The sequence below is a fragment of the Cytobacillus sp. Hz8 genome (assembly GCF_042263505.1).
GTDB lineage: Bacteria > Bacillota > Bacilli > Bacillales > Cytobacillaceae > Bacillus_BE.
This window is the reverse complement of sequence record NZ_JBHKFI010000005.1, coordinates 147,150-165,015: the sequence shown is the minus strand read 5'-3', so window position 1 is coordinate 165,015 and position 17,866 is coordinate 147,150. Positions and strand designations below refer to the sequence as shown.

Sequence of the window (17,866 nt, the reverse complement as noted above, 5' to 3'; positions counted from 1 at the left end):
AATTAATGAATCCTTTTAAATCCATATTTTTCAAGTATCTTCAAAGAAGATTCCTTTTGCAAAAAATCATAATAAAGATGGGCTTCTTTTGGATGTTTACTATTTTTTATAATCCCTAAAGGATAAATAATTGGTCCATGAGTGTTACTGCCCGCGGTTGCAACAATTTTTACTTTCGAAGAAATCAAGGCATCTGTTTTATAAACTATTCCTGCATCTACATTATTAGTTTCTACATAAGTCAATACTTGACGAACATCCTTACCGTAGACAATTTTCTTTTCAAGTGAAGTCCAGAGATTGAAATGCTCTAACGTTTCCTTTCCATATTGACCAGCAGGTACAGAATCTGGTGTTCCAAGCGCCAGTTTATTTACTTTAGATAAGTCCTTAAATGATTGGATATTCTTATTAGAATCATTGGAAACGATTAAGACCAAATCATTTCCAACTAAATCCTTTCCTTTCGATTGTTCTATAAATCCTTTATGTACAAGTTCATCAAATTTATCTTCTGCTGCTGAAAAAAATAAATCAACTGGTGCCCCTTGTGCGATTTGCTGTTGAAGTGTACCAGATGAACCAAAGTTAAAATTCAATTTCACGTTTGGATTTTCCTTCTCAAATGTTGTCTTCAATTCAGTTAAAGCATCTTGTAAGCTTGCAGCAGCGGAAATAGTCAACTCGACTTTTTTATCAGGTTCATTCTGTTTCTCCGCATTTGCTTTAGTCCCATCATCATGATTCGAACATCCAGCTGCAACAAACATGAACATGATTAGGGAAAAAATAACTACTGATAATTTTTTCATTCCTCTACTCCTTTCAAACTATTTATATCTAATTATAACTTATTATAACTAGATATAAATACAAAATGGTGTTACATTTCTCACCATTTTGTATTTTTTTCATCCTTTTTTGTTCTTGAATGAGATACAATAAGAGTTGGAGGGATGCGTAATGTCAAAAGAGCTATCCTATACGATTGAAGAAGTCTCACAGCTTTTAAAGGTATCGAAATTAACCATTTATGATTTAGTTAAAAAAGGGGATATCCCTGTTTTCCGAGTCGGAAGACAGATGAGAATCGATGCAGCAGATTTGGACAATTATATTCTTCATCATAAAACCAACCAACAAATCACCACTACTGTCACAACCGGGAGTGTTTCAAAACCGGAACCATTAGAAACTCATTCTTTCATTATTAGTGGACAAGACATTGTATTAGATATTCTTAGTAAGCATATTGAAAAAAATTCACCACTTAAACCTTTAAGATCCTATACCGGTAGCTTAAACAGTCTGATTGCCATGTACAATGGCGATTGTGATATTGTTAGCTTACATTTATTTGATGGAGATACAGGTGAATACAATCTCCCTTATGCAAAAAGGATACTGGTAAGTTCACCTTTCCTATTAATAAACTTACTTTCAAGGAAAGCTGGCTTCTATGTCAAAAAAGGAAACCCCCTAAATTTGACGTCCTGGACCGATTTAAAACGAAAAGATATCACTCTGATAAATCGGGAAAAAGGTTCAGGAGCACGAATTCTCCTTGATGAGCAATTAAGAATTAATGGCATTCCCACGAGAAGTATTCAAGGATATGATACAGAGGAAACCAATCATTTAAGTGTTGCAACAGCTGTCGCAACGGGCCAAGCTGATGTTGGTGTTGGCAATGAAAAGGGAGCGAAAATTGTTGGAATTGATTTTGTTCCATTAATTACAGAACAATATGATCTCGTCATATTAAAAACTCCGGAAATCGAGGCACTTATTGAAACCGTAAAAAACATCCTAACTTCTGATTCCTTTAAAGCAGAAATCAATGCTCTCGGGGATTATGATAATACCTTAACCGGTCATATTCTTTATGAAACTTTTTAGCTTTAATCAGGCAAAAACGCTTGGAAAGTCAATATTTCCAAGCGCTTTTTCGGTGTATTCTTACCATGAATTTAATTAATATTCTAATTCAACTAATTAATGCCCCTCAACGAGTTCTGCAAATTCCTCTATTGTTGTATCAAATTTTACATAAATCCTGGGTAACAAAAACAGTTCATCCTTCCTACCCTGCTTTGTATACAGCTCTGGGGTTGTAGTAAGACCAAAGGAGTATTTTTTCGTTTCTTCAACTACTCTATTATTAAAGTTCCCGTATGGATAGGCAAGTGCAATTACCTTCTTATTAATTAGTTGCTCCAGGGTATCCATAGAACCTTTCAATTCATATTCATAGTGACTGATGTTGGTCAAATCAGGATGAGTTGCCGTATGGGACTGAATTGAGATCATCCCTGTTTTTGTTAGTGCCAATAAATCCGATTTCGTTAACCGATTCGCACGGCCAACAAAGTCACTGATTATAAAAAAGGTAGCTCTTGGTTGAAAGCGTTCTTGTTTTAAATCTTGAAAAACCTTCAGCACCTGCAAATTATCCTTATATCCATCATCAAACGTGAGAAAAATCGGCTTCTTTACCTCATCGATTTGTTTCCAATTCTCAAAAGTAAATAAAGTAAAACCATGTGATTGCAAATACTTTATTTGCTTCTCGAAATTCTCCGGTGTTACGTATAATTGCTTTGACCCTATTCCTTGGTATTCATCAATATGATGGTAGATTAGGATGGGAATCTTTTGGGCTGCTAGTGCTTGTTTTGGAATAACGATGATGAAAAACAATAGGAATGATAAAGCTATTTTTTTCATAAAATCCCCCAATGTGTTCATTCGTGCTCGTCATTATTATTCCAAAACAACTTTTATTTATTGTAAGAAAAAGTAGTCATTATTCCTTCATTAAGCTAAGCTTTCACAAAATCTGCGAAGTTGACAAATTAACCCGCCATGCCCAAAACGAACATATTTCCCTTTCTTCTTCACCATCTCTTCCTTTTGCACATACTCCAAAAAGGATAAAATATATATTCGCCGGCAGTATATATTTTCAAACCCATTCTCATAAAACCACTGATCAATCGTATTAAATACCCCTTTATTTATGTTATATAAGTGATTTAACCATTGATAAAATCTTAGGTCGGGTAGATTGAGATATGAGCTCTTTTTAAGTAGAAGACGATTCTCACCATCAATTAACATATTGATTCTATTAGACAAGATAGCGTTCATATTCCTTCCTCCTTTTTTTGAATTTGAAAACCTTTATTTAAACGAATGGACTCAATTTAGTAAAATTCTAAACAACTGGGAATTCTAGGCCAAAATGCTCTCTTAAGGTATGCCCTGAATATTCCATTCTAAATAAACCTCTTTCTTGTAGTTCTAGAATCCCCTTGATCAAAATCATCATGGACTGTAATATAATGAAAAAATGCAAATAAAAAGGTAAATCTAGCACTAACTCTTTTCGAAGAACCCTGGCAATTTCTTTATTTCCCCCACAATCAGCCATTAGTACATCCACAACATCGCTTGGCAAAAAATAATTAATGGAAAATACTAAAAATAAAGATCCTAATAAGACAATGAAAGCGGTCAGACTCCTATTTATTAGTAGTCTTAACAGAATAATTCACCTACTTTCTAAAAATAAAGCGATCTTTTCATCAAAACCAATAAAATACACCATTTTACTCGGATATAAAGCTAATATTAACGAGATTCTTGAAGTGCTCTTTGCAAATGTTCAACTCCAATTTCTGTAACTCCCCGATAAGTTTCTCCATTTCCAATTTCCACAACAGGAACATAGCGCACTCCGTATTTTATTTCTAAAATATCCCGAAATTCATCATGATAAGTAACATCTACCGTTTGATAAGGAATTTCCTTTTCCTCTAAGAAAGCTTTAACCTCTGCACAATAGTGACATCCTTCCTTTGACCAAACGACAACTGATAATGGCTTTCCCATTATTTCATCTCCCCTGTTTGTTATTCCGTTTCTCATATTTGCTTGAAAACAAATTACTTAATAATTGCTTCCTTTACATACCGGTTAATTGGGAATGGTAGGCCAAAATTCCCTCGTAAAGTATCAGCTTCATAGTCTGTACGAAAGATTCCACGCTTTTGCAAAATCGGAACAACGTGATCGACAAAATCGGCTAATCCGTTTGGCACCGAAGCTGCTAGGTTAAATCCATCTGCCCCACCTTCCTCAAACCATTCCTGTACTAAATTGGCTACCTTCTCCGCAGTCCCGATAAATGATGTTCGAGGAGTTGCTTCTCTTAGAGCTACTTGTCTAAGGGTTAGTTTTTCTCCCTTAGCCTCTTTCTTTATGCGATTGGTCGTGCTTTGAAAGCTATTTTCTCCGATATCGCCAAGTTCTGGAAATGGCGCATCCAATTCATATTGTGAGAAATCATGATGATCAAAATATCTCCCCAAATAATCTAATGCCTTATCAATTGAAACAAGATTAACGATTTCTTGATAATTCAGTTCCGCCTCTTCTTCTGTCGAACCAATAATTGGCGAAATACCAGGAAGAATGAGAAGCTCATCAGGATTCCTCCCAAAATCTTTTGCCCGATTTTTTACATCTGAATAAAACCTTTTTGCTTCATTTAAGGTAGGATGACCAGTAAAAATGGCATCAGCTTCTTGTGCAGCTAAATTTTTTCCAGTTTCAGAAGAGCCTGCTTGAAAAATAATCGGACGGCCTTGTTTCGAACGGGCAATATTCAACGGTCCTTTAACAGAGAAAAACGCTCCTTTATGATTGAGTGGATGTAATTTGGAAGGATCAAAAAATACACCTGAATCCTTATCGCGAATAAATGCATCGTCCTCCCAAGAATCCCATAAACCTTTTACAACTTGAATATACTCACTTGCTATCCGATAACGCTTTGCATGATCTGGATGTTCTTCAATGGTTTTATTAAAATTTAAAGCTGTACTTTCAAGTGGTGTCGTCACCACATTCCAGCCAGCTCGGCCCTTACTAATATGATCAAGGGAAGCAAATTGTCTGGCAATAGTAAATGGTTCGCTATAAGAGGTGGATACAGTTCCGATAAGACCAATATGAGTTGTTACGGCAGCAAGTGCAGATAAAATGGTAATCGGTTCAAATCGATTTAAAAAGTGAGGAATCGATTTTTCATTAATATATAACCCATCGGCAATGAATATTAAATCAAACTTTCCTTCCTCTGCTTTCTGTGCTTGTTTAATATAAAAATCAATATTTATACTTGCATCTGTTTGCACATCCGGATGCCTCCAGCCAGAAATATTTCCACCAACCCCATGAATCAATGCACCAAATTTTAATTGTCTTTTGTTTGTCATCACAATTCCTCCTTATTTTCTTCTAATTTGATTGCACAAGATTACCTACTTGTTTATCTGCTTGATTCCAGCGAATGGGACTTAATAATTCAAATGAGCGAAAACGTTCTTCCTTTTTTGGAATTGGTGTGTGTAGAATAAACTCATCAACTCCAAATTTTTGATGAATCTCATTTAAAGCTTTTTGCACAAATTGTGGTGTTCCTGCCACGATATCAACTTTCTGTTCTTCGATTTCATAGGACTCTCCCGCCTGTTGACCAAACAATTCTGCTTGTTCCCTTGTTAAAACCTTCACAGTTCGACCACTTTTTAAATGGACAAGGACGATTTTACTGTGTTCTTGTGCAATTTCTTCCGCTTCCTTTTGAATCGAAGCTGCTATCACTGCAATTCCCACTTTAAAGCTACCATTTGGATTTCGTTGATGATACAATCGAGCAGCTTCTGCAAACTTCCTCCGATCACTATTAAAAAAGAGACCATATACAAAAGAGGTTTGATACCGAACTGCAATCGCAGCACTCTCAGGGCTTGCACCCAAAAGAAATAACTTTGGCTTAATTTTCGGAATGGGAGTTGCTTGAATTCCGAACAATGGATGAGTTTCCTCAAGCGAATTCTCAATCAATGCTTGTAAAGTAGAGAAACGTTCTTCAAAATCTTTTCCATCATTCACCGTTCCGTATTGAAGTGCCTTAGTTGATAAAGGAAGACCACCCGGTGCCTTTCCAATCCCCAAGTCTACTCTGCCTGGGGCTAAGTTTGCCAGTACATGAAAATTTTCTGCTGCTTTAAATGGACTATAATGCTGAAGCAAGACACCACCAGAACCAATCGTGATTTCCTCTGTTTGTGCTAATAGATGAGAAATCAATATTTCTGGTGAAGCCCCTGCAACTTGTTCAGAGTGATGGTGTTCCGAAACCCAAAAACGTGAATATCCCCATTTTTCTGCATTACGCGCTAAATGAAGAGTCTCTTGCAACGCCTCATGTGCCGATCCCCCAGGAAAAATCGGGCTTTGATCCAAGATCCCAAGTTTATAACTCATTTTTCTCCCTCCCCCAACCTTCTTTTTTCATCATCATTATTTAAGATGAATATGCAAAATTTTCTTTCCTTTAACCTCCCTTCATATCTCCATATTCACTAACCCTCACCCTTTCGAATATAATAATTAAAGCTCCTAAACATTATGTGTTTAGGAGCTTTTGGTTGACCAATCAGCTAAATTGAATATTTCATTTTTTATATTATCTGATTTTAAACGTATTAATCCGATAAGTAAAGAAGGAATTTTTCACTATTTTTTGAAAACTATTTTATGAAGAGTTGCAAATAGATATTTGATTTATATTCTCGAAATATTCAAATCTTTTTTAAACACATATTCTTTGGTGTAAACTGGTAATTGATATTATTTATTTTATTTCTTTTGAGAAAGAGGGTGATGTCAATAAAAAATATACCTTATATCTTCTACACCGCCATCCTTAGAATAGTCTCTTTAGTCACTCATGAGGACATTTACTTTTTGAGATGGCAGCAGCATCAATAGAAAAAGTGTGACTATAAATCCCGTTAACTGTGTAATCGTAGCGGTTTGCCATGTCCCAATATCTTGACTAATTTTTGCATTAGCTACCCCTTGCAGTGTAATAAACGCTCCACCTAAAAAAGCAAAGATGATTCCTTTCATATCGTACTCTCTTCATAATTCAATTTGATATTAATATTTAAAACGATGTGGAGGAGTTCGAAAAGGACAAATGTCCTAATGCATATGAAAATAAAAAAAGCAACACCACCAGGATGTTGCTCACGACCTTAATTTTTCTGAAAAGATCTTGCATCAAACAATGACTTACTTCTATAAACAATCAAGCTAACGATCGCAAGTAGGACCCCCGCTAAAATAAAGACAATGCGAATGCCAATCAGATCCGCCACCATTCCCATCAACAAGGATCCTAGACCAAAAACTCCTGATTCAATGGCTCCAAATGAAGTGTACACAGTAGATAATTTTTCAATGGGTACACTAGATTGAATGACGGTTTGCTGCGGAATGAATTTCATTTGGCCAAATAGACCAATGCCAAATGAGAGAATCAAGGCGAGCCATGGACTGCTAATCACACTAAACACTAGAGTAATCCCAAAAGAAGCGAAGGATCCAAGAAAAATAAAAACACTTAACTTCTTTGCTATCGTTAAGGAATATTTCATACAATATATACTCCCGAGAATCAGGCCAAAAAAATATGCACCATTGATAAATCCCCACCATGCTTCGCTAACATGTAACACTTCCTTAGCAAAGACATAAAGAATAGCGGCAATCCAGACCGTTCCTGCAATAGTTTCGAGAAAAATCATCTTTGACATGGTCTTCAAAACGGGAATCTCCACTAATGTTTTCCATCCTTCTCTCATTTGTTCCATCATTTTTTGAGACTTAAGAGGATGATGCTGAACATTTTCAAGCAGGCATAGAATACTACTAGCCATAATAAAAAGTAGACCGACAACCCATATTAATTGCTGGGCGTTTAGAACCCGAAGGAACAAACTCCCGACAAACCACATAGTCGCTTGTATCAACTGAGTTATTGCTTCCACCATACTATTCGCTTGTAAAAGCTGTTCTTTTTTAACATAATGAGGAATTAATGATTGTTTAATGGGATTGGCACAGCCATCTAAAAGTGCAATCAAACCAATCAGGACAAACAAAAACCCATAATTTTCCGCTGTTAAATAAGACATTCCAAAACCTAGGAAAAAAAGCAAGATGGTTTTTCCTATCTGAGAACCTGCCATTATCCAATTTAATTGAATTTTGGATATCAAGATTGGTGTCAATAAGCTCGAAAGAAACATGGATGTTGTCACAATAAATGGTACCAACGAAGCCGCTATCGCTGATTCAGTTAATTCATATATCGTATAAATTATGCTTACCACATATAAGACATCGCCAATATTGGCAAGCGATTGACCTATTAATAAGAAAGAAAAGTTTCGATTTTGATTCATTTCTATCCCCCATCTGAATCAATCTTTTAGCTCAAAATGGGTGGAGATTAGATTGGACTATTCATGATTTCCATCCTTATAATAAGATAAATTTGGGGGATTTTCATTTATCTCAGAATTTGATTTTCCGCTATATTAAGGCAACTGTATCATAAACATCATTTTCTTGCCATGAAAATAATAATATGCCAATAATCTATGAGGTCCAGATATAAATTTTTCTAATGACCAATTGATAAATAGTCGCTAAAAAAAGTTCGAAATTTTCCAACTCCTCCAGCAGTCCTTTCCTAAACAAAATGAACTTGGTTTCGACCATTTTTCTTTGATTTATACAAGCATTGATCAGCCAATTCAACTGCTCGGTGAAAGTGCGAAAAATCTTCTAGCTCAGATACGCCAATGGACACGGTAAGCCGAATTTTCCGATTAAAGTCCTCAGTGTAAAAGATCTCTTCTTCAATTTCTTGACGAATGTCTTCCACTAAATTGACTACATCCTTATTAAAAGGAGCATCCGCAAAAATAATAAATTCTTCACCGCCATATCTTCCAATAATCGTATCAATTTTTCCAAACTTCGAGGATGTATCTACAATAACCTTTGCTACTTTTTTAAGTATGTAATCTCCGTTTAAATGGCCATATGTATCATTAATTATTTTGAAATGATCAATATCAATCATAATGATATATTTATATTTTTTTGTATAGGTATATGATTTTAACTTTGTTTCAAAAAAACGAATATTATATAGACTTGTTAAAGGATCCCGTTCTGCCAAGTAATGAAGTTTCTCCCGCATGCGCAGCTCCTTTTCCGTATTCGAAATAAAAAAATTCAAGGTGAATCCCGTTAACATGAAGGTAATGATTCTTAGGAAAGCGATTTCATAAAATACCATTAGCCCTTTTGGAACGATAAAAATAATAGGAATGTCACAAACAAACCAAGAAATGAAAATTAGCCAAAAAAGAGGAAACATCCCTATTTTAGGAGCGGTACCAAGCTTTCTTCGAAAAATTAATCCAACCAAAACTGGCATCATCATTCCAAAAATCACACCCGGAACTGCACCCGCACTTCCCATGCATAATCTCCAAATAGACGTTATCAAGAGGGTAGGAAGAGCCAATTTTCCTCCCCATTTATAGGCAAGCATCACCAATGGGATCCATCTTAAATCTAAATGATAGCCTCCGAATTTTATTGGTAGATAAAACATAATAATCACGGAAGCAGAAATAATGGTAATCATGCCAAGTAGAAAATAACCTGGACCGTATCGATGTCTTTTTTTAATCAAAATATCACAACATAAATGCATTAAGAAAATAATTGCAATGTTGGATAAACTAGATTGAATGATTTGATTCATGAAAAAATCCCCACTCCATTTTCATATTTACTATCCTCTGTTCATTCTTCTGCTCTATTCAAATGGGGGTTGACCATATGTATAATTAATCATCTTAAACTAATAATTATTAATTGCGAAAATATCCCCTTAATTCCATATTATGCTATTTAATTTAGTGTTTCAACCATCTTTCACTAGTCATTTCGTAACATTTTTTGTACAAAAAGGATAATAATGATGTCTCTAAAGAGCTGATTTCTTATTCATATCAAAATATCAGCCTCTTTTTATAGTATGTATATTCACCAATAATACAGCTCTTTAATATAGTTAAAGATTATTCACTCTTAAATACGAATCTTAACTATTTCAAGCTCCGTTTACGATACTCTTCAATCATTTCATTAAACAAGCTATTAAGATCCGCTCTTTTTTGCTGAGAAAGCCATTCTACTTGTTCAATCGGCAGCTTCAATCGAAGTGTGATATTTTCCCATGGCATTTCTACTTTGCGAATATCCGCTAATGTAATTCCACCCTTTAATTTAGGAAAGTCCGAATCCTCTTCTGTGATGATTGGAAAGTTTACATACTCATCCACTGTGCCAATTTCACAAAACAGAGTCAACCGTGGCAATTCGCTATTCCATGCCTTAAGCTGCATGATAAAGGCAAATACTCTTCCATCCTTTAATTCTATCTCAATAATTAATTCTGTTTCTTTTTTATACTTATTGAAAACAACTTCACTAATAATCATGTCCAATTCCAATGTATAACCCGTATTGGAGGCGAAAATAAATATCACACTCTGGAAGACATGAATTTCTTCGCCATCAATTTTTACAGATTTTATTTCCACCATAAGCAGGTTTCCCTCCCTCCCTATTATCTTACCAGAGAAGTGCTGTTCTTTACCTGGCAATTAATTATCCTTCAAAGTAAAAAAAGAATTCTTCATACTTAAGACAGATTCTCCTTATTTGCCACTTGAATAAATGTTCTTTTTCCTAATAAATTAGTAAATTACATTAATTGCTGGGACAAAAAAAATATCGTTTCAAATAAATGAAGCGATATTTTTTCAAAAAAAGAATTAAATTTTATTGGAATAATAATAAGTTCTTTATTCAGGCATTACCCATGACTTCCATCAGGAGCCTTTGCCGGAATCAAAAAGCTGATTAAAATCGTGATCACACTGATGCAAAGAGCAAATAAGAAGACATTTTTCATTCCTAATGCAATGCTTGCTGTTTGGTTGATGATTACTCCCATAATGGTCACCCCAACGGAAGTTCCAATATTTCTTAAGAACATTTGCAGCGATGTTGAGAGCCCTTTAATTTCAAAATCAGCAAATTCCTGCGAGGCAATCGTCCCAATGGCAAACAAAAGGCCAAAAGAAAATCCTTGAACGATTAATATAGCAAATAGCTGAAAATAGGATAATTCTCTTATAAATAAAAAGAGTAAGAGACCTGATAATGTTGTGGTAAAACTGCCGATAATAAATAATTTTTTATAACCGAAGCGAATAATCCATTTTCCTGATGGGGTACTTCCAAATGTCCATCCGAGCGCAATACTTAAAAGAATTAAGCCACTCTTATAAATGCTCATATGCTTACCTTCTTGTAAAAACAATGGAATAAAATTAGTGGTTCCAAAGAAGGATAAACTATAAAACATCATAAATAGATTCGTCATTAGAATGCCTTTATTCTTAAAAATCGTAATAGGCAAAAATGGCGACGGTTCTTTCTTTTCAACAAATAAAAAGATGATTAATAATAGCAAACCAAAGACAATATACCATAAAGGGCTGCTGACATTAGTTGCTAATAATAATAAAGTGATCGAAATAGCAAAGAGGAAAAAACCTTTGTAATCAATTTGCGTTTTTGTAAATTCTCTTTGTTCTTTATATGGGATTAAACAGAGGATGGTCGCTATACCAATTGGGATATTAATAAAGAAAATCCATCTCCATGTTAATTCTTCTACAAAGAAAGAGCCGAGAATAGGGCCAATAATCGATGATAGCGCCCAAATACTACTAAACACCGCCTGAATTTTTCCTCGTTTTTCGATGGTAAATAGGTCTCCAACAATAATCATAGAGAGCGGAATCATCCCCCCTGCCCCTAATCCTTGAATACCACGAAAAATAATGAGCATAACCATAGAATTAGCGATTCCGCAAAGGATGGAGCCAACCGTAAATAGACCAACGGATATCATTAATAGTTTTTTACGCCCGTACATATCTGATAACTTTCCGTATAGCGGAACCGTTACCGTACTTGCCAGCATATAGACGGCGAAAATCCAAGCAAAATACTCCATTCCCCCTAAAGTATTGACAATCGTTGGACTCGCCGTCTGCATGATATTTGAATCCAGTGCAGAAATGAGGGTGGTGATCACCAATCCCCCAAACACATACATATTTTTATTCATTGAAACCTCCTATTGAATAACCTTGGTTGTAAATATTCCTATTTTCACATAAAAAATTGCATATCTATTATTATAGCAAGTGCATTTTTATTATTCTATTTTTTTACCTGATGGATTCATTTTTCCCATATAAATATAAAGGTAATGCTGCTCCCATTGGAAGCAGCATAAACAATGATTTTACAATTTTATTAAATTAATTTTAATATATCAATAGGACTTTTAAAAATATATTTCGCCTGCTCAAAGCCTTTAGATTCTTTTGCACCCCAGAGAGCAAGACCAAAATCAACTCCCGCGGATCTGGCACATTGCATATCATAACGTGAATCGCCAATGTATATTGCTTCACTTGATTTTACACCCAACCTTTTGAGTGCAAGTTTTAATGGTTCTGGATTTGGTTTATGCTTTTCTGTATCATCTGCAGAAATGATGGTATGGAAATAATGGGCAATATTCAGCTGGTAAAAGCTATTATTTAGTTCTGCCTTTGACTGCGAGGTCACAATTCCCTTTAATGGTAATTTCTCAATCACCTCCATCATGCCAGAAAAAATAGGGACATTTTTCATGAGCGGTTTTTCTTTTTCCATCCATGCTTGGAGTGTTGTTGGGATATCAGCAATATTTAGCACTTCTAAAGTGGTCGTCCCTGGTATTCCAAGCGAAAATCGAAGTTCATCTAATGTTTTTTCAATCCCTTGTTCTTTTAAAATCGCTTGTAATGTTGTTAGTCCAGTCAACTCTGAATCGATAATCGTCCCATCCAAATCAAATATAAATGTACGATACATAGCATTCATCTCCCCAAAAATTGATCTATAATTCAACGTAAATGATGAAATGGATTTCAAAGCAGTAGAGTGTTGACACTGGTACCCCATTTTAGCAAAATCAAAAATATTTGACATGCTTCCCTACTCCTATTTGATGATTGATGATTTTATTGTAGCAGAAATGGTTCTTAGGGGGTGTGGTTTGTGGGGGGTATTCTCAGGTTATCTGGATTTGTTTTCAAGTTTTCCAGATTTATTTTCAAATTGCCAGCATTTATTTCTAAATCTAAAAACCTTATTCTCAAACTCCAGCAAAATGCTTTCAAACTCTCAGAATCCAAGCAATACAAGTAAAAAAGCTGGGCAAATCCTAAACTTTTCAGGATTACAGCCCAGCTTCTATAAATTTCTATTGAGCAGTTTGGTCTTCCATTGCTCTCAATGACTCCGCAACTTTAACCATCATAGAGCATTCAACTCTTTTGCGGAAGATGTCGCAGCTGAAATCATAAGTGCCATTGATAGAGCCTGTTGCATGTAAAGCGTTGGCAGGACAACCTCCGCTACAATATAGCTTGGCCCAGCAGTCTTGACACTCAGGCTTCGAATAGCAATTACTTGTTTTAAATTCGTCATGGATTTCATGTTTCGTGATGCCATCCCAAAGGTTTCCCATACTGTATTCTTCGTCGCCAACAAATTGGTGGCAAGGGAACAGCTCTCCCCAAGGGGTTACAGCGAGATACTCTGTTCCTGAACCACAGCCAGAAATTCTCTTCTGAATACATGGTCCTTCTGATAGATCAAGCATGTAATGATAAAAAGTAAAGCCGTTGCCTTCTTCGCCACGCTTCAACATTTCTTTGGCGAGAATTTCATATTGATGATAGATTTCAGGAAGATCGTCCTCGGTTAATGCATATGGTTCTTTCGGATCACTGATTACTGGCTCCATTGAAAGCTTATCAAATCCTAAATCAGCGATATGAAAAATATCATTTGTGAAATCCACATTGTTATGTGTATAGGTTCCGCGAACATAGTATTCTTTGTCACCACGTTTTTTGACGAATGCCTGAAATTTAGGAATGATATGGTCATAACTACCTTTGCCTGTGACAGTTTTGCGAAGTCGGTCATGAACCTCTTTCCGACCATCAAGGCTTAAAACCACATTATGCATTTCCTTATTTAAAAACTCTGTAACTTCGTCATTTAATAACATACCATTGGTTGTAAATGTAAAGCGAAAAACCTTTTTATACTCTGCTTCCTTGCTTCGTGCGTACTCCACAATCTGTTTGACAACTTTCCAAGCCATAAGTGGCTCTCCGCCGAAAAAGTCGATATCAAGATTTCGGTGTTTTCCGGAATTTTCTAATAGAAAATCAATCGCTTTTTTTCCCACTTCAAAGCTCATAAGGGCACGATCTCCGTTATATTTTCCTTGACTGGCAAAACAATAGTCACAAGACAAATTACAGGTGTGGGCGACGTTGAGGCAAAGTGCTTTAATATAGGTTTTACGTTTTCTTAAGTCAATGGAAAGGTCTTTAAACTCATCCTCCGTAAAAAGCTGCCCATCTCGGACTAATTCTTCCACATCGGCAATCGTATCTTGAATATCCTTCTCTAAAATATCAGGATCCTGTGCATATTTTTCCAAAATCTTTGTAATAATTGCTTCCTTCGAAGTATTTTCATAAAGCCCTATGATGTCATAAGCTAAATCATCCACGACATGAACAGAGCCACTATATGTATCAAGAACGATGTTGTAGCCATTTAATTTATATTGATGAATCATAATTAACTATTCTGCTCCTTTTGTAAAAAATTGCCGCCCAACTGCTTTGCAGATGGGCGGTATTGGTTGAACTATCTGTTCATAGGGTTTTCGCACTTTTGATTAGCTACGCCGCAAGAAGTTTTGCAAGCTGATTGGCAAGAAGTTTGGCAAGCGCCGCAACCGCCGTGTTCAGCTGTGTCCATTAATTTACGAGTGCTTAGTGTTACAATTCTTTTCATAACTCACATTCCCTTTTAATCAAAATTTATGAAGAAAATATTTCCTCATTTATATTATTCCAAGATAATTCTAACACTACTTGATTTCCGGTATTCAAATTTTGTGTGAGGATTGTGTGAAAGTTCATTGACAATTTGATTTTAGAAAAAAGATCCGCTGTTTCTTAAAGTCTTGTAAATATAAATCTTCAATGTGGCTGTGAGCTCCCTTTTTATGGATACATATAAAAATAATACATGCTCTGCAACTCAAAAACCTCCTTAAAAGGGACAATTCTATCAATATACTATCTACCCTTTTATTCCCCTTTTTTGATGTTAAAATAGAAAAAGTAGGAAGGGGTTGAAAATAATGTTAAGGGAAATGCATCCAAATATCCGAATTCGCATTTATACTTCTTTTTTAAGTCGTGTCATAGGTTCGATGATTTTCCCATTTATGGCCATTTATTTTACGATGAAATTGAACGCAACAACCGCTGGAGTATTATTAATGATTCAAATTGCTGTTCAATTTTTCGCAAGTTTATATGGTGGTTTTCTTGCCGATACAAAGGGTAGAAAAAAAATGATGGTATTGGGAGAGTGGCTAAAAGTAGCTGCCTTCATCGGAATGCTTGCAAGCAATTCTCCTTGGTGGTCATCACCTTGGATGACCTTTTTTATGCTTCTATTGATGAGCACTGCTACGGGATTTATAAATCCTGCAGCTGATGCCATGTTGATTGATGTAAGTACGAAAGAAACTCGCGCATTTATGTATACGGTCAACTATTGGGCCTCGAATCTTTCGTTAATGCTTGGATTAATGGTGGGAGGTTGGTTATTTCAGACTCATTTTTTTGAATTATTGATTGCCTTATCTGCCATTTCCTTTATAACATTATGGATGACGATGACTCTTATTCAAGAGACCTACCATATTAAAGCACAATCTTCTCACCCCTTTAGCTTTAAGCCGATTTTCCAAAGCTATTGGATGGTGATGAAGGATTTGCCTTTTATCTTGTTCACACTGGGTGGAATCGCGGTTCTTTCCATTGAGTATCAACGCAATAATTATATTTCAGTTAAATTAGCAGAAGAGTTTCCTAAGCGAACCTTATCATTAGTAGGATTCGAGCATTTTTCTTTAGATGGGGTAAGACTATTAAGTCTATTAACAGTTGAAAATACGATTTTCATTGTTTTATTTGCCACTCTTATCGCAAAATTTGTTAGGAAAAGGGAGCATACCATCAAGGCGATTATGTATATAGGCTTTTTGATTTTTGGATTAGGATATGCGATGATGGCGATTTCCAATCAACTTCTAGTCCTTGTACTTTCCGTCGCAATTTTATCCATTGGTGAATTATTATATGTTCCTACTAGACAATCAATCTTAGCCGATATTATTGATGATTCAAGACGGGCTGCTTATATGGCCTTTAATGGATTTGTTTTTCAAATTGGAAAAATAATCGGAAGTGCCTGCATTATTCTTGGCGAGGTTTTAAATCCAACTAGGATGGGAGCAATGTTTATCGTTTTCGCTCTTATCGGGATCGTATTTTGCGAAATGGGAACACGTAGATATTTACTAAAGTCGAGTGGAATTAGAGTTAGATAATGCGAAACAAAATCAGAGGACCGTTCTTCCCAAGAAGGACGGTCCCGTTATTTTTAGTTATCAAAGTGCAACAGATCTAGCAAATCTCTTGCACTTTGAGTTAAGAAATAAGCTGCTTTAATGAGTGCACTTTCATCAATGGTAAACGCAGGGTGGTGCCAGTCTTCGTTTCCACTCGTACCAAAGAAAGCGAAAGTTCCAGGAACTTGATCTAAATATAAAGAGAAATCCTCACCTGCCATCGATGGCTCTGGTACGATTACATTTAAACCTAAGTTTTTGGCCGTTTTTTCGACCAGGTCTGTTATTCTTTTATGATTCGATAATGCAGGTGGACCGGGGTACCACTCGATTGTAACATCCTGTGAAAAAGCTGTAGCTGTATGAGTCACAATGGAGTAGAATTTCTCTTTAACTTCGCTTCTTATTGCTTTGTCAATGGTTCGAATCGTTCCTTCAACAATGACATCTTCCGGTATTACATTCCATGTTTCCCCACCAGATATTCTTGTTACACTGACGACAGCACTTTCTAATGAGGAAATACTTCGACTAACAATCGTCTGGAGAGAGGTGATAATATGTGCTGTAGCCGTAATTGGATCATTGCCACTATGAGGTAATGCTGCATGACTTCCCTTCCCACGTATCTTCACATAGAATCGATCAACCGCTGCCATCAGCGGTCCTTCCTTTAGCCCAATTGTGCCAACTGGCAAATCGGGTTTATTATGGAGGCCAATGATTGCCTGCACCCCTTCTAACTGCCCATCACCTAGTACTAATTCTGCTCCTCCACCCAATTCTTCTGCTGGTTGAAAAAGAAGTCGAATCGTTCCAGTCAACTCCTCTCGAGCATCACTTAATAAATAGGCCGCACCGACAAGAGCTGCAGTATGAAAATCGTGCCCACATGCATGCATTTTCCCTTTTATTTTGGAAGAAAAAGACACACCACTTTGTTCTTCTATCGGTAGTGCATCAATATCTGCTCGAATCGCGATAACAGGACCAGGTTTTCGTCCATTAATATCTGCGAATACACCTGTTGAGAGTTTCGATTCTCTTAGTTCGATACCTGCTTCTTCAAGCCAAAGCTTAATTGCCTTTGTTGTTTCAAATTCTTCTCGGGATAGCTCAGGATATTGATGCAGATAACGTCGAATCGATATAAGCCGCGATTCCAGATTTTCTGTGTGGCTCACGTTTTTTGCCTCCTTTATAAAGTGAAACTTCCATCAGTGGGGGTTTTCGACGCACAGGACGTGCTAGTGCAGACGTTGCGATTGACGTCGCGAT

General features: G+C 36.1%; 16 protein-coding genes and 2 pseudogenes. 2 read left to right on the top strand and 16 right to left on the bottom strand.

Going from position 1 to position 17,866, the window contains the following annotated elements; genetic code table 11:
• Positions 1–2 precede the first annotated feature (2 nt).
• Complete coding sequence (gene modA / locus ACE38V_RS09145) at positions 3–812, bottom strand: molybdate ABC transporter substrate-binding protein (protein ID WP_375840913.1); 810 nt, start codon at positions 810–812, stop codon at positions 3–5.
• Positions 813–963: 151 nt separating this feature from the next.
• Between modA and ACE38V_RS09140 the strand changes: the two genes are divergently transcribed.
• Positions 964–1,899: a substrate-binding domain-containing protein gene (locus ACE38V_RS09140; RefSeq protein ID WP_375840912.1), complete on the top strand. Its 936-nt coding sequence runs from the start codon at positions 964–966 to the stop codon at positions 1,897–1,899.
• A gap of 96 nt (positions 1,900–1,995) precedes the next feature.
• Here the strand turns inward: ACE38V_RS09140 and ACE38V_RS09135 are convergent, their stop codons facing one another.
• From ACE38V_RS09135 to scfA, 14 genes and pseudogenes are all read right to left on the bottom strand, one after another.
• Positions 1,996–2,727, bottom strand: a complete 732-nt coding sequence (locus ACE38V_RS09135; protein WP_375840911.1) for a polysaccharide deacetylase family protein — start codon at positions 2,725–2,727, stop codon at positions 1,996–1,998.
• A 90-nt stretch (positions 2,728–2,817) separates the two neighbouring features.
• On the bottom strand, positions 2,818–3,150 hold the full coding sequence (locus tag ACE38V_RS09130; protein ID WP_375840910.1) for a hypothetical protein: 333 nt from the start codon (positions 3,148–3,150) through the stop codon (positions 2,818–2,820).
• 67 nt (positions 3,151–3,217) lie between these two features.
• Positions 3,218–3,301, bottom strand: a pseudogene (locus tag ACE38V_RS23220) (hypothetical protein); the annotation flags it as partial.
• 332 nt (positions 3,302–3,633) lie between these two features.
• Positions 3,634–3,894 carry a glutaredoxin family protein gene (locus ACE38V_RS09120; RefSeq protein WP_375840908.1) on the bottom strand — a complete coding sequence of 87 codons (261 nt, stop codon included), beginning with the start codon at positions 3,892–3,894 and terminating at the stop codon, positions 3,634–3,636.
• A 53-nt stretch (positions 3,895–3,947) separates the two neighbouring features.
• On the bottom strand, positions 3,948–5,282 hold the full coding sequence (locus tag ACE38V_RS09115) for an LLM class flavin-dependent oxidoreductase (protein WP_375840907.1): 1,335 nt from the start codon (positions 5,280–5,282) through the stop codon (positions 3,948–3,950).
• 22 nt (positions 5,283–5,304) lie between these two features.
• Complete coding sequence (locus ACE38V_RS09110) at positions 5,305–6,336, bottom strand: MsnO8 family LLM class oxidoreductase (RefSeq protein ID WP_375840906.1); 1,032 nt, start codon at positions 6,334–6,336, stop codon at positions 5,305–5,307.
• A gap of 492 nt (positions 6,337–6,828) precedes the next feature.
• A pseudogene (locus ACE38V_RS09105) lies at positions 6,829–6,984 on the bottom strand (DMT family transporter); the annotation flags it as partial.
• A gap of 128 nt (positions 6,985–7,112) precedes the next feature.
• The gene (locus ACE38V_RS09100; RefSeq protein WP_375840905.1) at positions 7,113–8,324 is read right to left on the bottom strand and encodes an MFS transporter; all 1,212 of its coding nucleotides are present in this window, start codon (positions 8,322–8,324) and stop codon (positions 7,113–7,115) included.
• Positions 8,325–8,614: 290 nt separating this feature from the next.
• The gene (locus ACE38V_RS09095; RefSeq protein ID WP_375840904.1) at positions 8,615–9,703 is read right to left on the bottom strand and encodes a GGDEF domain-containing protein; all 1,089 of its coding nucleotides are present in this window, start codon (positions 9,701–9,703) and stop codon (positions 8,615–8,617) included.
• Between the two features lie 346 nt (positions 9,704–10,049).
• The gene (locus tag ACE38V_RS09090; protein ID WP_375840903.1) at positions 10,050–10,550 is read right to left on the bottom strand and encodes a hypothetical protein; all 501 of its coding nucleotides are present in this window, start codon (positions 10,548–10,550) and stop codon (positions 10,050–10,052) included.
• Between the two features lie 272 nt (positions 10,551–10,822).
• Positions 10,823–12,148, bottom strand: a complete 1,326-nt coding sequence (locus ACE38V_RS09085) for an MDR family MFS transporter (protein ID WP_375840902.1) — start codon at positions 12,146–12,148, stop codon at positions 10,823–10,825.
• Positions 12,149–12,339: 191 nt separating this feature from the next.
• Positions 12,340–13,062 carry an HAD family hydrolase gene (locus tag ACE38V_RS09080; RefSeq protein ID WP_375840901.1) on the bottom strand — a complete coding sequence of 241 codons (723 nt, stop codon included), beginning with the start codon at positions 13,060–13,062 and terminating at the stop codon, positions 12,340–12,342.
• 274 nt (positions 13,063–13,336) lie between these two features.
• Complete coding sequence (gene scfB / locus ACE38V_RS09075; RefSeq protein ID WP_375840900.1) at positions 13,337–14,734, bottom strand: thioether cross-link-forming SCIFF peptide maturase; 1,398 nt, start codon at positions 14,732–14,734, stop codon at positions 13,337–13,339.
• Positions 14,735–14,805: 71 nt separating this feature from the next.
• On the bottom strand, positions 14,806–14,955 hold the full coding sequence (gene scfA / locus ACE38V_RS09070) for a six-cysteine ranthipeptide SCIFF (protein WP_375840899.1): 150 nt from the start codon (positions 14,953–14,955) through the stop codon (positions 14,806–14,808).
• Between the two features lie 352 nt (positions 14,956–15,307).
• Between scfA and ACE38V_RS09065 the strand changes: the two genes are divergently transcribed.
• On the top strand, positions 15,308–16,567 hold the full coding sequence (locus ACE38V_RS09065; RefSeq protein WP_375840898.1) for an MDR family MFS transporter: 1,260 nt from the start codon (positions 15,308–15,310) through the stop codon (positions 16,565–16,567).
• 53 nt (positions 16,568–16,620) lie between these two features.
• Here the strand turns inward: ACE38V_RS09065 and ACE38V_RS09060 are convergent, their stop codons facing one another.
• On the bottom strand, positions 16,621–17,772 hold the full coding sequence (locus ACE38V_RS09060; protein WP_375840897.1) for an amidohydrolase: 1,152 nt from the start codon (positions 17,770–17,772) through the stop codon (positions 16,621–16,623).
• Positions 17,773–17,866 lie beyond the last annotated feature (94 nt).

Bases quoted from the DNA above. Each gene is read 5' to 3' on its own strand.
- ACE38V_RS09085 (WP_375840902.1), bottom strand. From the start codon at position 12,148: ATGAATAAAAATATGTATGTGTTTGGGGGATTGGTGATCACCACCCTC.
- ACE38V_RS09140 (WP_375840912.1), top strand. From the start codon at position 964: ATGTCAAAAGAGCTATCCTATACGATTGAAGAAGTCTCACAGCTTTTA.
- ACE38V_RS09110 (WP_375840906.1), bottom strand. From the start codon at position 6,336: ATGAGTTATAAACTTGGGATCTTGGATCAAAGCCCGATTTTTCCTGGG.
- ACE38V_RS09065 (WP_375840898.1), top strand. From the start codon at position 15,308: ATGTTAAGGGAAATGCATCCAAATATCCGAATTCGCATTTATACTTCT.
- ACE38V_RS09115 (WP_375840907.1), bottom strand. From the start codon at position 5,282: ATGACAAACAAAAGACAATTAAAATTTGGTGCATTGATTCATGGGGTT.
- scfA (WP_375840899.1), bottom strand. From the start codon at position 14,955: ATGAAAAGAATTGTAACACTAAGCACTCGTAAATTAATGGACACAGCT.
- ACE38V_RS09120 (WP_375840908.1), bottom strand. From the start codon at position 3,894: ATGGGAAAGCCATTATCAGTTGTCGTTTGGTCAAAGGAAGGATGTCAC.
- ACE38V_RS09135 (WP_375840911.1), bottom strand. From the start codon at position 2,727: ATGAAAAAAATAGCTTTATCATTCCTATTGTTTTTCATCATCGTTATT.
- ACE38V_RS09095 (WP_375840904.1), bottom strand. From the start codon at position 9,703: ATGAATCAAATCATTCAATCTAGTTTATCCAACATTGCAATTATTTTC.
- ACE38V_RS09100 (WP_375840905.1), bottom strand. From the start codon at position 8,324: ATGAATCAAAATCGAAACTTTTCTTTCTTATTAATAGGTCAATCGCTT.
- ACE38V_RS09080 (WP_375840901.1), bottom strand. From the start codon at position 13,062: ATGTCAAATATTTTTGATTTTGCTAAAATGGGGTACCAGTGTCAACAC.
- modA (WP_375840913.1), bottom strand. From the start codon at position 812: ATGAAAAAATTATCAGTAGTTATTTTTTCCCTAATCATGTTCATGTTT.
- ACE38V_RS09090 (WP_375840903.1), bottom strand. From the start codon at position 10,550: ATGGTGGAAATAAAATCTGTAAAAATTGATGGCGAAGAAATTCATGTC.
- ACE38V_RS09130 (WP_375840910.1), bottom strand. From the start codon at position 3,150: ATGAACGCTATCTTGTCTAATAGAATCAATATGTTAATTGATGGTGAG.
- scfB (WP_375840900.1), bottom strand. From the start codon at position 14,734: ATGATTCATCAATATAAATTAAATGGCTACAACATCGTTCTTGATACA.